Source organism: Streptomyces turgidiscabies Car8 (genome assembly GCF_000331005.1).
Taxonomy (GTDB): Bacteria; Actinomycetota; Actinomycetes; order Streptomycetales; family Streptomycetaceae; genus Streptomyces; species Streptomyces turgidiscabies.
The window spans coordinates 1-19,453 of sequence record NZ_AEJB01000323.1 but is presented as its reverse complement, the minus strand read 5'-3'; the positions used below and the strand labels follow the sequence as shown (position 1 = coordinate 19,453).

The following is a 19,453-nucleotide window of genomic DNA, read 5'->3' as shown; positions in this document are numbered from 1 at the left end:
CGATCTCAAGCACCCCCCGCCGTGATGCCGCCCTCGTCCTTCACCCTCTCTCGTGCACCGGAGCCACCATCAGGTCGCTGAGGGTCGGGGTGACCGACGACAGCTCCGGGGGTCAAGGCGCCCAACAGGCCTACGGCCTAAGGACGTTGTTCGCGCGCCTACCGGTGGTCGCTCCCCGCCGACGACGACGCCGCCCGACCCGCCTCCAGCCTCGCCACCGGGATGCGGAACGGTGAGCAGCTGACGTAGTCCAGGCCCACCTCGTGGAAGAAGTGCACCGACTCCGGGTCGCCGCCGTGTTCGCCGCAGACGCCGAGTTTCAGGTCGGGGCGGGTGGCGCGGCCGGCTTCCGCGGCGAGCCTCACCAGGGAGCCGACGCCGTCCCGGTCGATCGTCTCAAACGGGGAGACGCCGAAGATGCCCTTCTCCAGGTACGCCGTGAAGAACGAGGCCTCCACGTCGTCCCGGCTGAAGCCCCACACCGTCTGGGTGAGGTCGTTCGTGCCGAAGGAGAAGAACTCCGCCGCCTCCGCGATCTGACCGGCCGTGAGGGCGGCGCGCGGCAGCTCGATCATCGTGCCGATCGACAGCTTGAGGGACACTCCGGTCGCCGCCTCGACCTCCGCGACGACCTGGTCGGCCTCCTCGCGGACGATCTCCAGCTCCTGGACCGTACCCACCAGCGGGATCATGATCTCGGCGCGCGGGTCGCACTTGGCGTTCTTGCGCTCCGCCGCGGCCTCCGCGATGGCGCGGACCTGCATCGTGAACAGCCCCGGGATGACCAGACCGAGGCGTACGCCGCGCAGGCCCAGCATCGGGTTCTGCTCGTGCAGCCGGTGTACGGCCTGGAGCAGCCGGAGTTCGTTCTCGTGCGGCTCCTGGCGGGACTCCGCCAGGGCGACACGGACCGACAGCTCGGTGATGTCGGGCAGGAACTCGTGCAGCGGCGGGTCGAGGAGGCGGACCGTCACGGGCAGGCCGTCCATCGCCGAGAACAGTTCGACGAAGTCCTGCTTCTGCAGCGGGAGAAGCGCCTTGAGGGACTCCTCGCGCTCGGTGTCCGTGTCGGCCAGGATCAGCCGCTCGACCAGCTCGCGGCGGTCCCCGAGGAACATGTGCTCCGTACGGCACAGCCCGATGCCCTGGGCGCCGAAGCGGCGTGCGCGCAGCGCGTCCTCCGCGTTGTCCGCGTTGGCGCGGACCCGGAGCCGGCGCTTGCGGTCGGCGAACGCCATGATCCGGTGGACGGCCTCGACCAGTTCGTCGGCGTCGTTGGCGCCCGCGTGCATGCGGCCCTCGAAGTACTCCACGACGGGGGACGGCACGACCGGGACCTCGCCGAGGTACACCTTGCCGCTCGAACCGTCGATGGAGATGAGGTCGCCCTCCTCCACCACGTGCCCGCCCGGCACCGTCATCCGGCGCCGCTTGGTGTCGACCTCGAGCTCCTCCGCGCCGCACACGCACGTCTTGCCCATGCCGCGCGCCACGACGGCCGCGTGGGACGTCTTGCCGCCGCGTGAGGTCAGGATGCCCTCGGCGGCGATCATGCCGTCGAGGTCGTCGGGGTTGGTCTCCCGGCGGACCAGGATGACCTTCTCCCCCGACCGCGACCACTTCACCGCGGTGTACGAGTCGAAGACGGCCTTGCCGACCGCCGCGCCCGGCGAGGCTGCGATGCCACGGCCGACCGTGGCGACCTTCGCGTCCTCGTCGAACTTCGGGAACATCAGCTGGGCGAGCTGGGCGCCGGTGACGCGCTGGAGCGCCTCGGCCTCGTCGATGAGGCCCTGGTCGACGAGCTGTGTGGCGATACGGAAGGCGGCGCCCGCCGTGCGCTTGCCGACGCGGGTCTGGAGCATCCACAACTGGCCGCGCTCGATGGTGAACTCGATGTCGCAGAGATCCTTGTAGTGGTTCTCCAGGGTCGCCATGATCTGCATCAGCTGGTCGTACGACTTCTTGTCGATCTGCTCCAGCTCGGCGAGCGGGACCGTGTTGCGGATGCCCGCCACGACGTCCTCGCCCTGCGCGTTCTGCAGGTAGTCGCCGTACACGCCCTGGTGGCCGCTGGCCGGGTCGCGGGTGAACGCGACGCCGGTGCCCGAGTCGGGGCCCAGGTTGCCGAAGACCATCGAGCAGACGTTGACGGCCGTGCCGAGGTCGCCGGGGATGCGTTCCTGGCGGCGGTAGAGCTTCGCGCGGTCGGTGTTCCAGGAGTCGAAGACCGCGTGGATCGCGAGGTCCATCTGCTCGCGCGGGTCCTGCGGGAAGTCGCGGCCGGCCTCGGTCTTGACGATCTTCTTGAACTTGGTGACCAGCTTCCTGAGGTCAGCGGCCTCCAACTCGGTGTCGACCGCGACCTTCTTGGCCGTCTTAGCCGCGTCCAGCGCGTCCTCGAACAGCTCGCCCTCGACGCCGAGGACCGTCTTGCCGAACATCTGGATGAGGCGGCGGTACGAGTCCCACGCGAAGCGCTCGTCACCGGCCTGCTTGGCGAGGCCCTGGACCGACTTGTCGGACAGGCCGATGTTCAGCACCGTGTCCATCATGCCGGGCATCGAGAACTTCGCCCCGGAGCGGACGGACACGAGGAGCGGGTCGTCGGCCTGGCCGAGCTTCTTGCCCATGGCCGCTTCGAGGGCCGCCAGGTGCGCGCTCACCTCGTCACGCAGTGCCGCCGGCTCGTCGCCGCTGTCGAGGTACGTCTTGCAGGCCTCGGTGGTGATCGTGAAGCCCGGAGGCACCGGGAGGCCCAGGTTGGTCATCTCGGCGAGGTTGGCACCCTTGCCGCCGAGAAGGTCCTTGAGGTCCCTGTTGCCCTCGGTGAAGTCGTAGACGAACTTCACGTCCTCAACGCTGTTGCCCGTCGAAGCTACGTGGGGATCTTTGTTTTCCGACACGGGTCCCAACTCCTTGAGGACGCGGTGGCTGCCCTGACGGCCAGGAACATACCCAGATCGAAGGCGTCTGGGTACGTCCACTTGCGCGTCATGTGCCTGTAACCAGCCGTCCGCCACCAGATCCAAAGTCAAAGATTGGCAAGCAGCGGGAGTGGCATGTTTTCACTTCTTGAAGACAACCATGACCCCTCGTCCATTTTGTCGCTCACTTGAGCGGCATGCAACACGCCTGAGTTCTATCGATGAACGATCAAAGGGTGGCACTGAGTGCCACCCTTTGAGAAGTGCAGCCGCTCTCGATTCGCTCATCTGAGCGCAACCCCTATCAAGGGTGGCGAGAATCACGCACTCACGGGCACCGGGATTTCAGCATGCGGACGCCGACAACAGGGGGAAACACCCGCGTCACAAGCTCACACCCCGAGCGCCGACAGCCGCTCCTCCACCCGCTCCGGCGCGTACAGGTACTCGACGACCATCGCCCCGGCCCCCACCAGCCCCGCCCGCTCCCCCAGCCTCGACGTCACCACGTCCAGATGAGCGGTCGAGCGCGGCAGCGCCCGCTGGTACAGCAGTTCCCGTACGCCGGTCAGGAACGGCGTACCGGCCAGGTCGCCCGCGATCATCAGCACGCCCGGGTTGAGCAGCGTCACCACCGTCGCCAGTACGTCCCCCACGCTGCGGCCCGCCTCCCGCGCGAGCGCGACCGCCTCCGGGTGCCCGGCCGCGAGCAGGTCCCGTACGTCCGAGCCGGACGCCGCCGGCACCCCGGCCTCGGCGAGGCGGCGGGCGACGGCGCCCCCGCTCGCGACGGCGGCGAGACAGCCGTACGAACCGCACCGGCACAGCGCCTCGGCGCCCTGCGGGACGCGGATGTGCCCGATGTCCCCGGCGCCGCCGTCGATGCCCCGGAAGACCGAGCCGCCGACCACCACGCCCGCGCCGATACCCGTCGAGACCTTCACCAGGACGAAGGCCGAGCAGTCGGGGTGTCCGGTGCGCTGCTCGCCGTACGCCATGAGGTTGGCGTCGTTGTCCACCAGCACCGGGACTCTCGCCGCGGTCGGCTCGCCCGTGTGTTCGGCGAAAGCGCGTGCCAGACGGGTTCTGATGTCGTAGCCGTCCCAGCCGGGCATGATCGGCGGCTGGACGACGCGGCCGGTGTCCGTGTCGACCGGGCCCGGTACCGCGAGGCCGATGCCGCAGACCTCGGACGGGCCATGACCGGCCTTCGTCAGGAGTTCCGCGAACCAGCGGCCGAGTTCGCCGAGTACGACGTCGGGGCCGTCGTCCACCACCAGCGTGCCCGAGTGTTCCGCGAGAAGTTCACCCGTGAGGGTGAGAACGGCGGCGCGGGCATGCCGGGTGTCGAGGTCGGCGGCGAGGACGACGGCGTGCGCGTCGTCGAACTCCAGCGTGATCGACGGGCGCCCGCCGAGCGGCGAGTCGACCGGGCCCGAGGCCCCCTCGCGCAGCCAGCCCGCGCGGAACAGCCGGTCCAGGCGGTGGCCGACCGTCGCGCGTGAGAGACCCGTCACCTGTTGCAGGGCGCCACGGGTCGTGGCGCGTCCACTGCGTACCAGTTCGAGCAGATCACCGGCGCTCGCCTGAGCGCGACCACTCGTACGACCGCTCATGCGCACCCCCTTGTGTTTCTCAAGCTTGCATTACATATTGAGTTATGCGTGTTAAATAGACGTAACTCTACGGTGGCTCGACCGAACCGGTCGGGCCGAACGTCTTCGGGGAGCCCCGAGTGGATCGCACTGCCCAGCTGACCTCCCGTGCCCACGCCACGGCGCACTCCGTCGTATACGAACCGGACGTCCCGACACATTCCCAGCACGCCCCGAACACCGCGCGCGGCCCGCACGCTCGCCGCGCCCTCCACGCCAGGGCGGCCGAGGTGCTGGAGGCCAACTGGACCGGCACCTCGACGGTCCCCTCGCGCGGCCTGTATCCGCACCAGTGGTCCTGGGACTCGGCGTTCATCGCGATCGGCCTGCGTCATCTGTCGCCCCTGCGCGCCCAGACGGAGCTGGAGACGCTGTTCTCCGCCCAGTGGGGCGACGGCCGGATCCCGCACATCGTGTTCAACCCTTCCGTCCCGCTCGACGCGTACTTCCCGAGTCCCGACTTCTGGCGCTCCTCGACCGCGGGGCGCGCTGCGGGCGCCCCGCGCACCGTACAGACGTCCGGCATCGTGCAGCCACCGGTGCACGCGCTGGCCGTCTGGCTGGTGCACCAGGCGGACCCCGGTCTGTCCCGCTCCCGGGGCTTCCTCGCCCGCGCCTACCCGCGGCTCGCCGCCTGGCACCGCTATCTGCTGCACCGCCGCGACCTGGGCGGGGGCGGCCTCGCGTCGGTCGTGCACCCCTGGGAACAGGGTATGGACAACAGCCCCTGCTGGGACTTCCCGCTCAGCCGCGTCACCCCGGCCCCGGCCCGCTCCTTCCGCCGCGCCGACCTCGACCACGGAGCTGCCGAGGACCGGCCGACCGACCTGGACTACGGGCGGTACGTACGGCTGGCCACGGACTACCGGGACGGCGACTACGCGGACGGCACCGGCGGGTTCGCCGTCGAGGACCCCTCCTTCAACGCGCTGCTCATCGCGTCGGAGCACGCCCTCGCCCGTATCGCCCAGGAGCTGGGCGCGACGGCGACGGCCAGGAACACCCGCGCGCAGCGCCTGACGGCGGCGCTGGTGGAGCGGCTGTGGGACCCGGCGGAGGGCATGTTCTTCTGCCGTGACGTCGGCGCGGGCGCCCTCGTCCCCGAGCGGAGCGTCTCCGGGCTCATCCCGCTCCTCCTGCCCACGCTGCCCCGGGACGTCGCCGCCGCCCTCGTCCGTACCGCGCGCGGCCCGCACTTCGAGGTCGGGGGAGCCGCCCGCCTCGTACCGTCCTACGACCTCCTCGGCGAGGCCTTCGACCCGCACCGCTACTGGCGCGGACCCGCCTGGTTCAACACGGGGTGGCTGGTGGAGCGCGGGCTGCGCCGGCACGGCGAGCAGGCGCACGCCGACGCCCTGCGCTCGGCCCTGCTGGAGACCGCCGACACGACCGACTTCGCGGAGTACGTGGACCCGTACACCGGCGAGGCCTGCGGGGCGCTCGGCTTCGGCTGGACCGCCGCGCTCACCCTCGACCTGCTCCACCAACTGCCCTTCGAGGACAGCGAGATCAACAACGTGTTCGGCATGAGTGACCAGGGAGGGGAACTGCGATGACGGACCGGCATCATCTGCTCGTGCACGGCGGGACGTTCGCGGCCGTGGGTGACGGCGGGGACATCAGCGGGGTACGCGGGGGCAGCCAGCCCGACGGGTTGTTCGTGCGCGACGCACGGCACCTGAGCCGCTGGCAGCTCACCGTCGACGGCGCCCTGCCCGAGACGCTCAGCCCGGTCGCCGACGGCGACACCGCGCGCTGCGTCCTCGTACCGCGCGGCGGGCGTCAGGAACCGCCCGCCTACACACTCTTCCGTGAACAGGCCCTCGGGGACGGCGCGTTCGTCGAGTCGCTGCGGGTGACCAGCAACCGTCCGGTGCCGGTGACGGTCCGGATCGCGGTCACCGCCGACGCCGACTTCACCGACCAGTTCGAGCTGCGCTCCGACCACCGCACGTACGTCAAGTCCGGCGCCGTCCGGGGGCGTGAAGTCCTCGACGACGGCGTCGAGTTCAGCTACCGGCGCGGTGAGTGGCTGTCCTCCACGACGGTCACCGCCGAGCCCGCCCCCGACGGCGTCGAGGAGACCGGCACCGGCGCCCGGCGCCTCGTCTGGACCCTGGACCTCGAACCGCACGGCTCGGCGGAGCTGACGCTGCGCGTCGCCGCCCGTCCGCACGGCGCGGCCAAGGAGCCGCTGGTCCCCGCCTCACCCGCCGCCGCCGACGATCGACTCCGCGCGCTGGAAGGGGAGTTCGTCGAGGGCGTCGCCTTCCCCACCGGCTGGCCCGAGCTGGCGGCGGCCTGCGCACGCGGCCTCTGCGACCTGGCGTCGCTCCAGGTCCCCGCGACGGGACCGGACGGCGAGGAACTGCGCGTACCGGCCGCCGGCGCACCCTGGTTCCTCACCCTCCTCGGCCGCGACGCACTCCTCACCTCCCTCTTCGCGCTCCCCTACCGCCCCCAACTCGCCGCCGCCACCCTCCCGGCACTCGCCGCGACCCAGGCGACCGAGGTGGGCCCCGACTCCGTGGCCCAGCCGGGCAAGATCGTGCACGAGGTACGGCACGGTGAGCTGGCGCACTTCGGGCAGGTGCCGTACGGGCGCTACTACGGCTCGGTCGACGCGACCCCGCTGTTCCTGGTGCTCCTCGGCGCGTACGTCGAGCAGACCGGCGACACGGCTCTGGCCCGGCGACTCGAAGCCAACGCCCGTGCTGCGATCGGCTGGATGCTGGACCACAGCGGCCTGACGTCCCGTGGCTATCTGGTCTACCGGGCCGACCAGGGCGGCCTGGCCAACCAGAACTGGAAGGACTCCCCCGGCGCCATCTGTTCGGCCGACGGCACCCGCGCGAGCGGCCCGGTGATGGCGGCGGGGGCCCAGGGCTACGCGTACGACGCCCTGCGCCGTACCGCCCAACTCGCCCGCGCGGTATGGGACGACGAGGTGTACGCCGCTCTTCTCGAACAGGCGGCGGCCGACCTCCGGGACCGTTTCCAGCGGGACTTCTGGATGCCGGAGCACTCCTTCCCGGCTCTCGCGCTCGACGGAGAGGGCAACCAGGTCGACGCGCTGGCCTCCGACGCGGGCCATCTTCTCTGGTCGGGGCTGCTCGACAAGGAGTACGGCGAGATGGTCGGACGGCGGCTGCTCGAACCGGACTTCTTCTCCGGCTGGGGCGTACGGACGCTCGCCTCGGGCCAGCCCGCCTACCACCCCCTCTCCTACCACCGGGGCTCGGTCTGGCCCCACGACAACGCCCTGATCACCCTGGGTCTGGCCCGGTACGGCCTGCACGACGAGGCCCGTACGGTCGCCCACGGCCTCGTCGACGCGGCGACCACCGCCGGCCACCGCCTCCCCGAAGTCCTCGCCGGCTACGGCCGCGACACCCACGGCGAGCCTGTGCCGTACCCGCACGCGTGCGTACGGGAATCCCGGTCGGCGGCGGCCCCGTTGGCGCTGCTCACGGCGGTCGGGGGCGCCTGACCGGACGTACGACGAGGCGTGTGACCGGCAGCTTGGCGAGGCGTTTGCCGGGTGTTTGCCGGGTGCTTGGACGCGAAGGCTGAACGGAGGCCGAGGGCTCGCCGTACCGGATGGTGGCGGACCTCGGCTCCCGCGCCGGGTCCGCCGCTCCCTGCACGGCTTCACACGGAAGGACCTCCGGGGTGCCTCAGTTCACTCGCACCAACCCATCGACGGACACCACCCCCGAGGGATCTTCCGAGGCACCGGCAGACGCGTCGGCAGCGTTGCCTTCGGCCGAGACACGGTCTCCGGAGACGGCCGACGCCGTCACGGAGGAACAGGCAGTCTCGATTGCTGAAGCAACGCCCACAGCCGATACGACAGCCGTGAATCCGCCGACGGACACCGAACCGGAGGCGGAAGCCGGGGCCGGACCGGCGGAGACGGAGGCGGAACCGTCGGCGGAGGACCAGGCCGCAGAAGCAGGGGGTGACCCGGCGGTCGCAGCCCCGATCGCATCCGCGTCCGCCGCAAGGCCCACCGAGCCCACCCCCGAACCGACCACAGCCACCGAGGCCGAGGACGATGCTCCCAAGGCCGACTGGCGTACCCGGCGTCCCGTCGCCGCCCGTAATCTCGGCTGGACGGCGACCGCTGGCTCCGTGCTTCTCGTGCTCGTCTCGCTGCAGATGCCGAACACCTTCGGCAACCTGCGGATCTCCGAGTTCCTCCGGCTCCCGGCGGAGGCGATCGTCGCGGCCGTCGTGCTGCTCGCGATGCCGCGCCGGCCGCGGGTGATCACGGCGGCGGCCATCGGCGCCTTCCTCGGCGCGGTCACCGTCGTGAACCTGCTGGACATGGGGTTCGTCGAGTTCCTCGGCCGGCACTTCAACGTACTGCTCGACTGGTCGCTGCTGAGCGACGCCCAGTCGTACCTCACCGACTCCTTCGGCACGGCCGGTTCACTGGCCGCCACCCTCGCGGTGATCGTCCTCGTGCTGTTCCTGCTCGTCGCGACGGCCTTCGCGACCGTGCGGCTCAGCAACCTGCTCGCCCGCAACAACACCGTGGCAACCAAGGCGACGCTCATCGCCGGCACCGTCTGGATCACCTGCATGTCCCTCGGCCTGACGATCGGCGGGGTGCCGATCGCGTCGGACCACACCGCCGGGGTCGTCAAGGTGCACGCGCGGCGGGTGAGCGACACGCTGCACGACGAGGCGGAGTTCAAGGAGCTGGCGAAGAACGACCCGTTCGCGAAGACGCCCGGTGACCAGCTGGTGCCCGACCTGCGCGGCAAGGACGTCATCTTCACGTTCATCGAGAGCTACGGCCGCAGCGCGATCGAGGACCCGATCATGTCGCCCGGCGTGGACAAGACGCTCGCCGACAAGACCCAGGCCCTGACGGACGCCGGTTTCGCCGCGAAGAGCGGCTGGCTGACCTCGGCGACGTACGGCGGCAGCAGCTGGCTCGGCCACTCCACGTTCCTGTCGGGCCTGTGGATCAACAACCAGCAGCGCTACCGCACCCTCGTCAACAGCGACCGCCTCACGCTCCCCGAGGTGTTCAAACGCACCGGTGACTGGCGGACGGTCGGGGTCATGCCGGGCGTGCAGAAGAGCTGGCCCGAGGCGAAGTTCTACGGCCTGGAGAAGAACTACGCGTCGAAGGATCTCGGCTACAAGGGACCGAAGTTCAGCTGGTCGACCATGCCGGACCAGTACACGCTGGACGCCTACCAGCGCCTGGAGCACGGCAGGAAGCAGGCCAAGCCGCTGATGTCGGAGATCATCCTGACGTCGAGCCACCAGCCGTGGGCGCCGCTCCCGAAGACGGTCCCGCAGGACCAGCTCGGCGACGGCACGGTGTTCGACGCCATCCAGAAGGCGGGCAAGGACCCCAAGGACGTCCTCTACAACGGCCCCGAGGCCAAGGCGGAGTACGGCAAGTCGATCCAGTACTCGGTCACCAGCCTCATCGACTGGCTGACCCGCTACGGCACCGACGACACCGTCCTCGTCTTCCTCGGCGACCACCAGCCCATGTCCCGGGTGAGCGGCACCAACGCCAGCCGTGACGTGCCGGTGTCGGTCGTGGCCAAGGACCCGAAGATCCTCGACAAGATCGCCGACTGGAACTGGACGGACGGTCTGCGCCCCGCCCACAACGCCCCGGTCTGGAAGATGAGCGCCTTCCGCGACAAGTTCCTCACGGCGTACGGCTCGACGCCGCACCCGTAAGCGCGGCGAAGGGGCGCTTTAGGGGGCGCGGGGAACTGCGCGACCAGCCACAACGGACCCGCGGCCGAAAAACTCAACCGCCGGAGGTATCCAGCTCCGCATCCTCACTCACGCCCGCGCAGTCGTACGGGTCCTTCAGCCACCCCTCCGGCAGCACCACCCGGTTGTTGCCGGAGGTACGGCCACGGGGCCCGTCAGCGCCCAGGGGCCAGGGCTGGTCCAGCTCCAACTCGTCGAGCCCGGAACGGAGTTGCTCCAGGGACGAGGTGATGGCGAGACGCTTGCGCATCTCGGAGCCGACCGCGAAGCCCTTCAGGTACCAGGCGACATGCTTACGGAAGTCGATGACCCCGCGCGCCTCGTCCCCGATCCACTCACCGAGCAGCGTGGCGTGCCGGACCATGATGCCGGCGACCTCGCGGAGAGACGGGCGCACGATGTCGTCCGTACGCCCCTCGAAGGCGGCGACGAGGTCCGCGAACAGCCACGGCCTGCCGAGGCAGCCGCGCCCGACCACCACTCCGTCGCAGCCGGTCTCCCGGACCATCCGCAGCGCGTCCTCGGCCGACCAGATGTCGCCGTTGCCGAGGACGGGGATCTCCGGCACGTGCTCCTTGAGGCGGGCGATCGCGTCCCAGTCCGCCGTGCCGCCGTAGTGCTGGGCGGCGGTGCGGCCGTGCAGCGCGATGGCCGTCACGCCCTCCTCCACCGCGATGCGGCCGGCGTCGAGGTAGGTGATGTGGTCGTCGTCGATGCCCTTGCGCATCTTCATCGTGACGGGGAGGTCCCCCGCGCCGGAGACCGCCTCGCGCAGGATCGCGCGCAGCAGGTGCCGCTTGTACGGGAGGGCCGAGCCGCCACCCTTCCTCGTCACCTTCGGGACGGGGCACCCGAAGTTGAGGTCGATGTGGTCGGCGAGGCCCTCCTCCGCGATCATGCGGACGGCCTTGCCGACGGTCGCGGGGTCGACGCCGTACAGCTGGATCGAGCGCGGCTTCTCGGTCGCGTCGAAGCGGATCAGCTGCATGGTCTTGTCGTTGCGTTCGACCAGCGCCCTGGTCGTGATCATCTCGCTGACGAACAGGCCCTTGCCTCCGCTGAACTCCCTGCACAGAGTGCGGAAGGGCGCGTTCGTGATCCCCGCCATGGGGGCGAGGACGACGGGCGGCTGTACGTCGTGCGGGCCGATCCGGAGAAGGCTCGCGGGGGAGGTGACGGGCGGGACGACGGGCGCGGTGACGGGCGTGGACATCCGGCCATTCTCGCGCACCGAACGGAGTACAGCCAAAGTCGTTAGTTAGCCGTACTATGGACCGCATGTCCGAGCTGAGTCCCCGCCGCCGCATGCTGGTGCTCGCGATCTGCTGTATGAGCCTGCTGATCGTGAGCCTCGACGTCACCGTGCTCAATGTCGCGCTGCCCGCCATGGAGAAGGACCTGGGCGCGAGCGTGGCCGGTATGCAGTGGGCGCTCGACGCGTACACGCTCGTACTGGCCTCGCTGCTGATGCTGGCGGGGTCGACCGCCGACCGGATAGGCCGCCGCCGGGTCTTCCTGACGGGGCTGGTGCTGTTCACGCTCGGCTCGGTGCTCTGCTCGCTCGCCCCGAACCTCGACTCGCTCATCGTGTTCCGCATGATCCAGGCGATCGGCGGCTCGATGCTCAACCCGGTCGCCATGTCGATCATCACCAACACCTTCACCGACCCGCGCGAGCGGGCCCGGGCGATCGGGGTGTGGGGCGCGGTGGTCGGCATATCCATGGCCGCCGGTCCGATCATCGGCGGCCTGCTCGTGGACTCCGTCGGCTGGCGCTCGATCTTCTGGATCAACCTGCCGGTGGGCCTCGCCGCACTCCTGCTGACCCTGCGGTACGTCCCGGAGTCCCGGGCGCCGAAGGCCCGCCGTCCGGACCCGGTCGGCCAGGTCCTGGTCATCGCGCTGCTCGGCTCGCTGACGTACGCGATCATCGAGGCGCCCAGTTCGCCGGCCTCGCACACGCTCGCCTTCGGGGCGGTCGCCCTGGCCGCGCTGCTCGGGCTGCTGTACTACGAGCCCCGGCGCACCGAACCCCTCATCGACCTGCGGTTCTTCCGGTCGGTGCCGTTCAGTGGAGCGACCGTGGTCGCGGTCAGCGCGTTCGCGGCGCTGAGCGGGTTCCTGTTCCTGTCCACGCTGTACCTGCAGAACGTGCGGGGGCTGTCCGCCCTGCACGCGGGTCTGTGGATGCTGCCGATGGCGGTGATGTGCTTCGTCTGCGCGCCGATCTCGGGGCGCCTGGTCGGCAGCCGGGGCCCGCGCGTACCGCTCCTCACGGCCGGGATCGCGATCACCGCGAGCGGGGTCCTGTTCGCCGGGTTCGACGCGGAGTCGTCGAACGTGACGCTGGTCATCGGGTACTTCCTGTTCGGCCTCGGCTTCGGCTTCGTCAACGCGCCCATCACCAACACGGCCGTCTCGGGCATGCCCCGGGCCCAGGCCGGGGTGGCGGCCGCGGTCGCCTCCACCAGCCGCCAGACCGGCGGCACGCTGGGGGTCGCGGTGATCGGCGCGGTGCTGGCGTCGGGCATCGGGGCGGGCCCGTACAAAGAGGTGTTCGTCGCCGCGTCGCGGCCCGGCTGGTGGATCATCGCGGGCTGCGGGCTGGCCGTACTGATCCTGGGTGCCGTCACGACCGGCGGCTGGGCCCGCAGGACGGCGGAGCGTACCGCCGGGCGCCTGGACGACGGAGAGGTCGGGAGCGAGGATGCCTCGCGTGCCGATGCCCATGCCGGTACCGATACCGATACCAATACCGACGGGGGCGGGGGCGGGGAGACCGGCGTGCGAGGTGCTGCGGGGGCGCGCACCGCGAAGTGAGCCGTTGGTGTAACCCTTTGCCGATGATCACCGTTGGGATGACGCAAGGGCACCATCAACTCGTCGAACGCGAAGAGGGCGTGGCCGATCGTGGGGGCAGCCGGGTCGCGGCGGACGGCCGGATTTCCCGTGCCGGGGACGAGTTTCGTCGGCCGACGCCATGAACTGACGCGGGCCAGAAGGCTGTTGACCGCCACCCGGCTGCTGACGCTCACCGGACCCGGCGGGGTCGGCAAGACCCGGCTCGCGGGGCGGGTGGCGGAGGGTGCCGTACGGAGGATCCCGGACGGGGTCCGGCTGGTACCGCTGGCCGCCGTGCGGGACGGCGCGCTGGTGCCGCACGCGGTGGCGGACGCGCTCGGTATCCGGGACGAGACGGGCCGGGCGCCGCTGGACGCGGTCGTCGAACATCTGCGCGGTCGGCGATTACTGCTGGTCCTGGACAACTGCGAGCACCTGGCGGACGCCTGCGCCTCGCTGGTGGCCGCGGTGCTCGGGGCGACCGAGGGCGTCCGGGTCCTGGCCACCAGCCGCCACCGGCTCGGCCTCACCGAGGAACAGCTGCTCCCGGTGGCTCCGCTGGCCACCCCGGCACCCGGAGAGGGCCTTGCCGGGGCGGAGTTCCCCGCGCTGCGACTGTTCGCCGACCGCGCGGCGGCCGTGGTGCCCGGCTTCGCGATCACCGACCACAACCGGGCGGCCGTGGCCCGCCTCTGCCACCGCCTGGACGGCCTCCCGCTGGCCATCGAACTGGCGGCCGTACGGATGCACGCCCTGGGCGTGGAGCAACTCGACGAACGCCTCGGCGACCGTCTGGGCGACCGCTTCCGCCTCCTGACCTGCGGCAGCCCGGCCGCCCCGCCCCGCCACCAGACCCTCCGCTCGGCCGTGGACTGGAGCCACGACCTGTGCACCCCTGCGGAGCAACTCGCCTGGGCCCGTCTGTCGGTGTTCACCGGAAGCTTCGACCTGGGGGGCGCGGCGGCGGTGTGCGGCGACTCCGGCCCCCTCCGAGCCGACGTGCTGAACGCCGTGGTCGGGCTCGTGGAGAAGTCCGTGCTGGTCAGGGAGGGGGGCGGGGCCGGAGACGGGAGTGGGGGTGGAACCGGAGGCGGGGCCGGGAGTGGGGCCGGGAGTGGGGTTGGAAGTGAGGATGGCGCGCGTTATCGGATGCTCGGGCTGCTTCGCGAGTACGGGCTGGAGAAGCTGGAGTCGCTCGGGGCGGCCGGGGACACCCGGAGGCGGTTGTGCGCGCACTTCGTGCGGGTCGCGGAGGAGCATGAGCGGAGCTGGTTCGGGCCGGATCAGCCGGGCGCCCTGGCCGGGCTGCGCGCCGAGCACGACAATCTGCGCGCGGTGCTCGACTTCTGCCTCACCACCCCAGGCGAGACCCCGCGCGGGCTGCGCCTCATCGGCAGCCTGTGGTTCTACTGGATCGCGCGCGGCGCCTGGGCGGAACTGCGGCACTGGTGGCAACGACTCCTCCTGCGCGCAGGCCGATGCCGTCCCTCCCCCGAACTGACCCGCGCGCACTGGGCCGCCGCACTGATCCCGCTGGTCCGCAGCCGGACGAACGCCGTGCTCCTGGCCGGCGCCCCGCACCCCCCGACACTGGCCCCGCACGAGATACCGGACGTAAGACCGCTGGCCGACGTCCTGAGCAGGCAGCCGGGGCGCGTCGGTGACGACGAGAGGCGACTGCTCGCCTTCCACCTCCTCAGCCGCGTCGAGATGGCGGCCACGCTCACCTTCCACGGCCGCCCCGAACGTGCCGTGCCGCTGTGCGTGGACGCCCTCGCCGTGTGCGAGACGTACGGCGAGCAGTGGGTCCGCTCGTACGTCCTGGGCGCGCTAGCCACCGCCCGCTGGGCCCTGGGCGAGCACGAGGCCGCCACCGAGAGTGCCCGGCGCTGTCTGCGGCTGCCGTACGTCAGCGGCGAGCCGCACGCCGTCGGCGGCGCCCTGGAGATACTGGCCGTCGTCACCGCCGCCCGGGGCGACACCGAGCGGGCGGCCGTGCTGCGGGGCGCGGCGCACCGTATCCGCTGCGACCTCGGCCATGTCTCCCATGTCCCGTCGGCCGGGCAGCGGCAGGCCGACGGGACAGCCACCGACGGCCCGAGCGGCGAGGCCCATCGGCGCGGTTACGGACTGTCGGCACACGAGGCCCTCGCCTACGCGCTGGGCGAGCCGCACGCAGGGGCCGGGAGTACCGGCGCCAGGGATACCGCAGCCGGGCGCGCCGCGCGGCCCGCGCCGCCGGGGGCCGACACCGGGCTCACCCGCCGCGAGTTGGAGGTGGCCGCGCTGATCGCGTCGGGCCTGACGAACCGGCAGATCGCGGAACGGCTGGTGATCTCCCGGCGTACGGCCGAGGGGCATGCCGAACGCATCCTCGCCAAGCTGGGCTTCGCGGCCCGGAGCCAGGTGGCGGCCTGGTTCAGCGGCTTGCCCCGCTGAGCGTTCTCCTGCCCCTCCCCCACCTACGCCCCGCCTATGGCTCCGGTTCTGGTTCTGGTTCTGGCTCCGATTCCGTGTGGAGCCTCAACTGGCTTACGTCGTCGGAGCCCAGGCCTCGGAGGACCGCTTCGAGGATCGGGCCGCAGCGGACGTCGAGGGTGTCGCCGTCGGGCAGATCCCGGGCGAAGCCGATGAGCTGCCAGGCGGCATGCGCCTCCATGTAGAACAGACCGGTCAGGTCGAGTGCGTACCGGAAAGGGGCGGAGCCGTCGGTACGGATCACTTCGAGGGCGTCGAGATGGGTCATCACCCGCAGCGGGTGGACCGTCCGCATCGCGGCCACCAGGTGGTCGGTGTACTGCTGACGGCTGTACCAGCACATCGCGGTGAGACGCGGGTCCACGAAGAGCGGTTGCATGAACGCCTCGTAGTCGAGGAGCCGGTCGTCGCTGATGCCGGCCCGCTGCGCCCAGGCCATGTCGGCCCCGACCCGCAGCCCGGTCCACCCATCGGTCCGCGCCCGCTCCAACTCCTCCGAGTAGAGCCGGAACTGGCGCTCCACGGAGAAGCTGCCATCAGGGACGTAGGCAGCGGTGTTGCGCACGATCTCCAACTGGCCGCTCCGCCAGGCGGCTTCGGCCTGCCCGGTGCCGGTGTCGAGACGGGCGAGGGCGTCGTCGTCGCCCACGTCGGCCGGGTCGAGGACGACCATCACCTTCTCGCCGCGGGTCAGTCCGGTACGGGTGTAGGCGGTCAGTACCTGCCAGTGGGCCTGGGCGTCGGGCACGTCCAGACAGGCGTGGTCGCCGGGGCGCAGCGCCTGAACGGGAACGTTTCGGGCGGTCGAGTCCGTATGCCCGTGCGTATGCCCGTATACATGCTCGTGTGCATGCTCAGGTGCGTGTTCGGTCATCGGGGGCGCCTTTCCGGGCGTTGATGATCAACTCCCGACGACGTTAGGGAAACGCCTGCGCACAGGCGTTGCCGCCACCCCCAACGCCCCTCACGGAGACCGGAATTGAGCATCAGGGTTTGGGTTTCCGACCGGACTCGACCGGCTGCAGACCCTTCCCGACCACTCCCCCGACCACTCCCTCCCGCCTACTCCCTGCCGTCTTCTCCCCAATCCCCGCTCAAGGCCATCGCGTACAGCTTCTCCAGGCGCTCACGGGTCTCCTCGTCCGTCGGGACCAGCGTCACCAGGCGGGTGCCCAGTTCCGGGGCGAGCCACAGGTCGGTGTGGTCGACGGTGAGCAGACCGACGTACGGATTGCGGAACTGCTTGGTCTTGCCGCGGGCGGCGACCACCTCGTACCGTTCCCAGATCGCACAGAACTCCGGGGACCGGGTGCGCAGTCGCTTGAGCATCAACTTCCAGGCGGGGTCGCCGAGATGGGCGGCCTGCTGGACCCGGAGTTTGGCCGCCATCACCCGCATCGTCTCTTCGAGCAGGACGACCGACGAGCGCCACTCCTCGTTCGTGTAGACGAGGAGCATGAGGTTGCGGTCCTCGGGCGGTACGGCGTCCAGGTCGCCCATGAGACGGCTGTACGTGCGGTTGTACGCCTGGATGTCGTACCGGCTGTTCTGGATGCAGGCCGGGATGGGGTCGAGGGCGCGCAGCAGTTCGCGGATGGCCGGGGTGATCGTCGGACAGGTCGCGGCGGGCGTGGGGTCGACGGCTCCGGCCAGCTGGAAGAGGTGGGCGCGTTCGCTCGGGTCGAGCAGGAGGGTGCGGGCGAGGGCGTCGAGCACCTGTTCGGAGACCTGGATGGCGCGGGCCTGTTCGAGCCAGGTGTACCAGGTGACGCCCACGGCGGAGAGCTGGGCGACCTCCTCACGGCGCAGACCCGGCGTACGGCGGCGACGGCCGCGCGGCAGCCCGACCTGCTCGGGGGTGATGCGCTCGCGGCGGCTGCGCAGGAAGACGGCGAGCTCTTGGCGCCGGCTTTCCGAGCCGCGCCCGCCGGGCCGCTGCGACTCCTGCAGCCGTCCCTGCCGCTCCGGCTGCCGTTGCTGAGCGGTGGTTTCCTGGGCGATGGTGGTCACAGTCCCACTCTCTCTCCGCTTCCCGTCCGTCCCTACCCTGTTTCCAGGTACTCCTACTACCAGGATAAAGACACTCTGGTACCCCCCTCAGAGACGGCGCAGGCTGGTCGACGTGACCAACACAAGCACCCCACCCACCGCCACCGTCCGCTCCCCCGCCGACCCACCCGTACTCGGCGGGCTCGGCCTGTTCACCGTGCTGCTCGGGGCGGCGCTCCCGCTCATCGACTTCTTCATCGTCAACGTCGCCCTGCCCACCATCGGCCGGGATCTCTCGGCGAGCGAGGCCGTCCTCGAACTGGTGGTCGCCGGGTACGGGGTCTCGTACGCCGTGCTGCTCGTCCTGGGCGGGCGGCTCGGTGACCTCTTCGGCCGGCGCCGGCTCTTCCTGGGCGGCATGGCGGCCTTCGCCGTCACCTCGCTGGCCTGCGGTCTGGCGCCGACGGCGTGGACCCTGGTGGCGGCCCGTGTCGCGCAGGGCGCGGCGTCGGCGGCGATGCTGCCGCAGGTGCTCGCGACGATCCAGTCGGCGACGGCCGGCCCGCGCCGGGCGCGGGCGATGGGCCTGTACGGCGCTACAGCGGGCCTGTCCATGGTCGCGGGCCAGATCCTCGGCGGCGTACTGGTGGCCGCCGACATCGCGGGAACGGGCTGGCGCTCGGTGTTCCTGGTGAACGTGCCGGTGGTGCTGGTCGGTCTGGTCCTGGCCGCCCGGACGGTCCCGGAGACCCGCTCGCAGCACCCGGAGCCGGTGGACGTCCCCGGGACGGTCCTCCTGGGCGTCTCCCTGATCACGCTGCTGGCCCCGCTCACCGAGGGCCGGGCGGCGGGCTGGCCGCTGTGGACGTGGCTGTCGCTGGCCGCGTTCCCGTTCGCGGCGGCGGCGTTCTGGGCGACCGAGCGCGGGGCGGACCGCAAGGGCCGTACTCCGCTCGTACCGCCGACCCTGTTCGCGCTGACGTCGCTGCGGCGGGGTCTGGTGATGATCGTGCCGTTCTCGATCGGCTTCAGCGGGTTCATGTTCGTGATCGCGGTGGCCCTGCAGCGGGGTGCGGGCCTGGGGCCCGTGCAGGCGGGGATGGCACTGGCGCCGATGGCGGTGACGTTCTTCGCCGTCTCGCTCGCCGGGCCGCGTCTGGTCGCCCGGCACGGCACGCGGATCGTGACCGTCGGCGGGCTGATCCAGGGGGTGGGGGTGGCGCTCATCGCCGTCGCGGTGTGGCGGTCCTGGCCGGACCTGGGGCTGGTGCAGTTGCTGCCGGGGGCGGCGGTCGCGGGGGCCGGGCAGGCGCTCCAGTTGCCCGTTCTCTTCCGGATCATCCTCTCGGAGATCGAGCCGGCGCGGGCGGGGGTCGGTGGCGGGGTCATGGTCACCACGCAGCAGTCCGCGCTGGCGCTGGGGGTGGCGACCCTGGGCACGCTGTTCCTGTCGCTGACGCCGGGGATGGGTATGCGGGATGCGCTGGTGACGACGTTGGTGGTGCAGGTGGGGGGTATCGCGTTGACGACGCTGCTCAGTTTGCGGTTGCCGCGGAGGATTGGCTGAGCGTCTGGCCTCCGGCCCGGTGTATCGACGGCTCGGTTCCGGTGGATCGCTTGTGGGTGTGGGTGTGGGTGTGGGTGCGGGTGCGGGTGCCCGGCCGTCGTGGCTTCTCGCGCAGTTCCTCGCGCCCCTCAAAACGCCCCCGCCCCGGGGCCCGCCCATCACTTGCGGGTGCCCGGCCGTCGTGGCTTGTCACGCAGTTCCTCGCGCCCCTCAAAACGCCCCCGCCCCGGGGCCCGCCCATC

Annotated in this window: 11 protein-coding genes; 6 read left to right on the top strand and 5 right to left on the bottom strand. The window is 71.1% G+C overall.

Annotated features, from left to right (window positions below; all coding sequences use genetic code 11):
- Positions 1 to 158 precede the first annotated feature (158 nt).
- Both ppdK and STRTUCAR8_RS21600 read right to left on the bottom strand, forming a co-directional pair.
- Positions 159 to 2,906: a pyruvate, phosphate dikinase gene (gene ppdK, locus STRTUCAR8_RS21605; protein WP_006378015.1), complete on the bottom strand. Its 2,748-nt coding sequence runs from the start codon at positions 2,904 to 2,906 to the stop codon at positions 159 to 161.
- Between the two features lie 413 nt (positions 2,907 to 3,319).
- Positions 3,320 to 4,543: an ROK family protein gene (locus STRTUCAR8_RS21600; RefSeq protein ID WP_006378014.1), complete on the bottom strand. Its 1,224-nt coding sequence runs from the start codon at positions 4,541 to 4,543 to the stop codon at positions 3,320 to 3,322.
- Between the two features lie 119 nt (positions 4,544 to 4,662).
- Here STRTUCAR8_RS21600 and STRTUCAR8_RS21595 point away from each other — a divergent pair, with 119 nt between their 5' ends.
- The 3 genes from STRTUCAR8_RS21595 (at position 4,663) to STRTUCAR8_RS21585 (ending at position 10,297) form a co-directional block, all read left to right on the top strand.
- The gene (locus tag STRTUCAR8_RS21595; RefSeq protein WP_006378008.1) at positions 4,663 to 6,138 is read left to right on the top strand and encodes an MGH1-like glycoside hydrolase domain-containing protein; all 1,476 of its coding nucleotides are present in this window, start codon (positions 4,663 to 4,665) and stop codon (positions 6,136 to 6,138) included.
- Positions 6,135 to 8,072: an amylo-alpha-1,6-glucosidase gene (locus STRTUCAR8_RS21590; RefSeq protein ID WP_006378019.1), complete on the top strand. Its 1,938-nt coding sequence runs from the start codon at positions 6,135 to 6,137 to the stop codon at positions 8,070 to 8,072. Before STRTUCAR8_RS21595 ends, STRTUCAR8_RS21590 begins: the two co-directional genes overlap by 4 nt.
- A gap of 368 nt (positions 8,073 to 8,440) precedes the next feature.
- The gene (locus STRTUCAR8_RS21585; RefSeq protein ID WP_100247613.1) at positions 8,441 to 10,297 is read left to right on the top strand and encodes a sulfatase-like hydrolase/transferase; all 1,857 of its coding nucleotides are present in this window, start codon (positions 8,441 to 8,443) and stop codon (positions 10,295 to 10,297) included.
- 73 nt (positions 10,298 to 10,370) lie between these two features.
- On the opposite strand, the gene dusB is transcribed toward STRTUCAR8_RS21585, so the two are convergent.
- Complete coding sequence (gene dusB / locus STRTUCAR8_RS21580; RefSeq protein WP_044472616.1) at positions 10,371 to 11,549, bottom strand: tRNA dihydrouridine synthase DusB; 1,179 nt, start codon at positions 11,547 to 11,549, stop codon at positions 10,371 to 10,373.
- Positions 11,550 to 11,614: 65 nt separating this feature from the next.
- Between dusB and STRTUCAR8_RS21575 the strand changes: the two genes are divergently transcribed.
- Both STRTUCAR8_RS21575 and STRTUCAR8_RS21570 read left to right on the top strand, forming a co-directional pair.
- Entirely contained in the window at positions 11,615 to 13,156 is a 1,542-nt protein-coding gene (locus STRTUCAR8_RS21575) for an MFS transporter (protein ID WP_078507264.1), read from the top strand.
- Positions 13,157 to 13,285: 129 nt separating this feature from the next.
- Complete coding sequence (locus STRTUCAR8_RS21570; protein WP_006378013.1) at positions 13,286 to 15,616, top strand: ATP-binding protein; 2,331 nt, start codon at positions 13,286 to 13,288, stop codon at positions 15,614 to 15,616.
- A gap of 34 nt (positions 15,617 to 15,650) precedes the next feature.
- On the opposite strand, the gene STRTUCAR8_RS21565 is transcribed toward STRTUCAR8_RS21570, so the two are convergent.
- Both STRTUCAR8_RS21565 and STRTUCAR8_RS21560 read right to left on the bottom strand, forming a co-directional pair.
- Positions 15,651 to 16,529, bottom strand: a complete 879-nt coding sequence (locus tag STRTUCAR8_RS21565; RefSeq protein WP_006378009.1) for an MEDS domain-containing protein — start codon at positions 16,527 to 16,529, stop codon at positions 15,651 to 15,653.
- Between the two features lie 188 nt (positions 16,530 to 16,717).
- Positions 16,718 to 17,605, bottom strand: coding sequence for a helix-turn-helix transcriptional regulator (locus STRTUCAR8_RS21560; RefSeq protein ID WP_044472617.1), 888 nt, complete (start codon positions 17,603 to 17,605; stop codon positions 16,718 to 16,720).
- 172 nt (positions 17,606 to 17,777) lie between these two features.
- Here STRTUCAR8_RS21560 and STRTUCAR8_RS21555 point away from each other — a divergent pair, with 172 nt between their 5' ends.
- Complete coding sequence (locus STRTUCAR8_RS21555; protein WP_006378017.1) at positions 17,778 to 19,211, top strand: MFS transporter; 1,434 nt, start codon at positions 17,778 to 17,780, stop codon at positions 19,209 to 19,211.
- Positions 19,212 to 19,453: the final 242 nt, after the last annotated feature.

Bases quoted from the DNA above. Each gene is read 5' to 3' on its own strand.
- STRTUCAR8_RS21600 (WP_006378014.1), bottom strand. From the start codon at position 4,543: ATGAGCGGTCGTACGAGTGGTCGCGCTCAGGCGAGCGCCGGTGATCTG.
- STRTUCAR8_RS21590 (WP_006378019.1), top strand. From the start codon at position 6,135: ATGACGGACCGGCATCATCTGCTCGTGCACGGCGGGACGTTCGCGGCC.
- dusB (WP_044472616.1), bottom strand. From the start codon at position 11,549: ATGTCCACGCCCGTCACCGCGCCCGTCGTCCCGCCCGTCACCTCCCCC.
- STRTUCAR8_RS21575 (WP_078507264.1), top strand. From the start codon at position 11,615: ATGTCCGAGCTGAGTCCCCGCCGCCGCATGCTGGTGCTCGCGATCTGC.
- STRTUCAR8_RS21565 (WP_006378009.1), bottom strand. From the start codon at position 16,529: ATGACCGAACACGCACCTGAGCATGCACACGAGCATGTATACGGGCAT.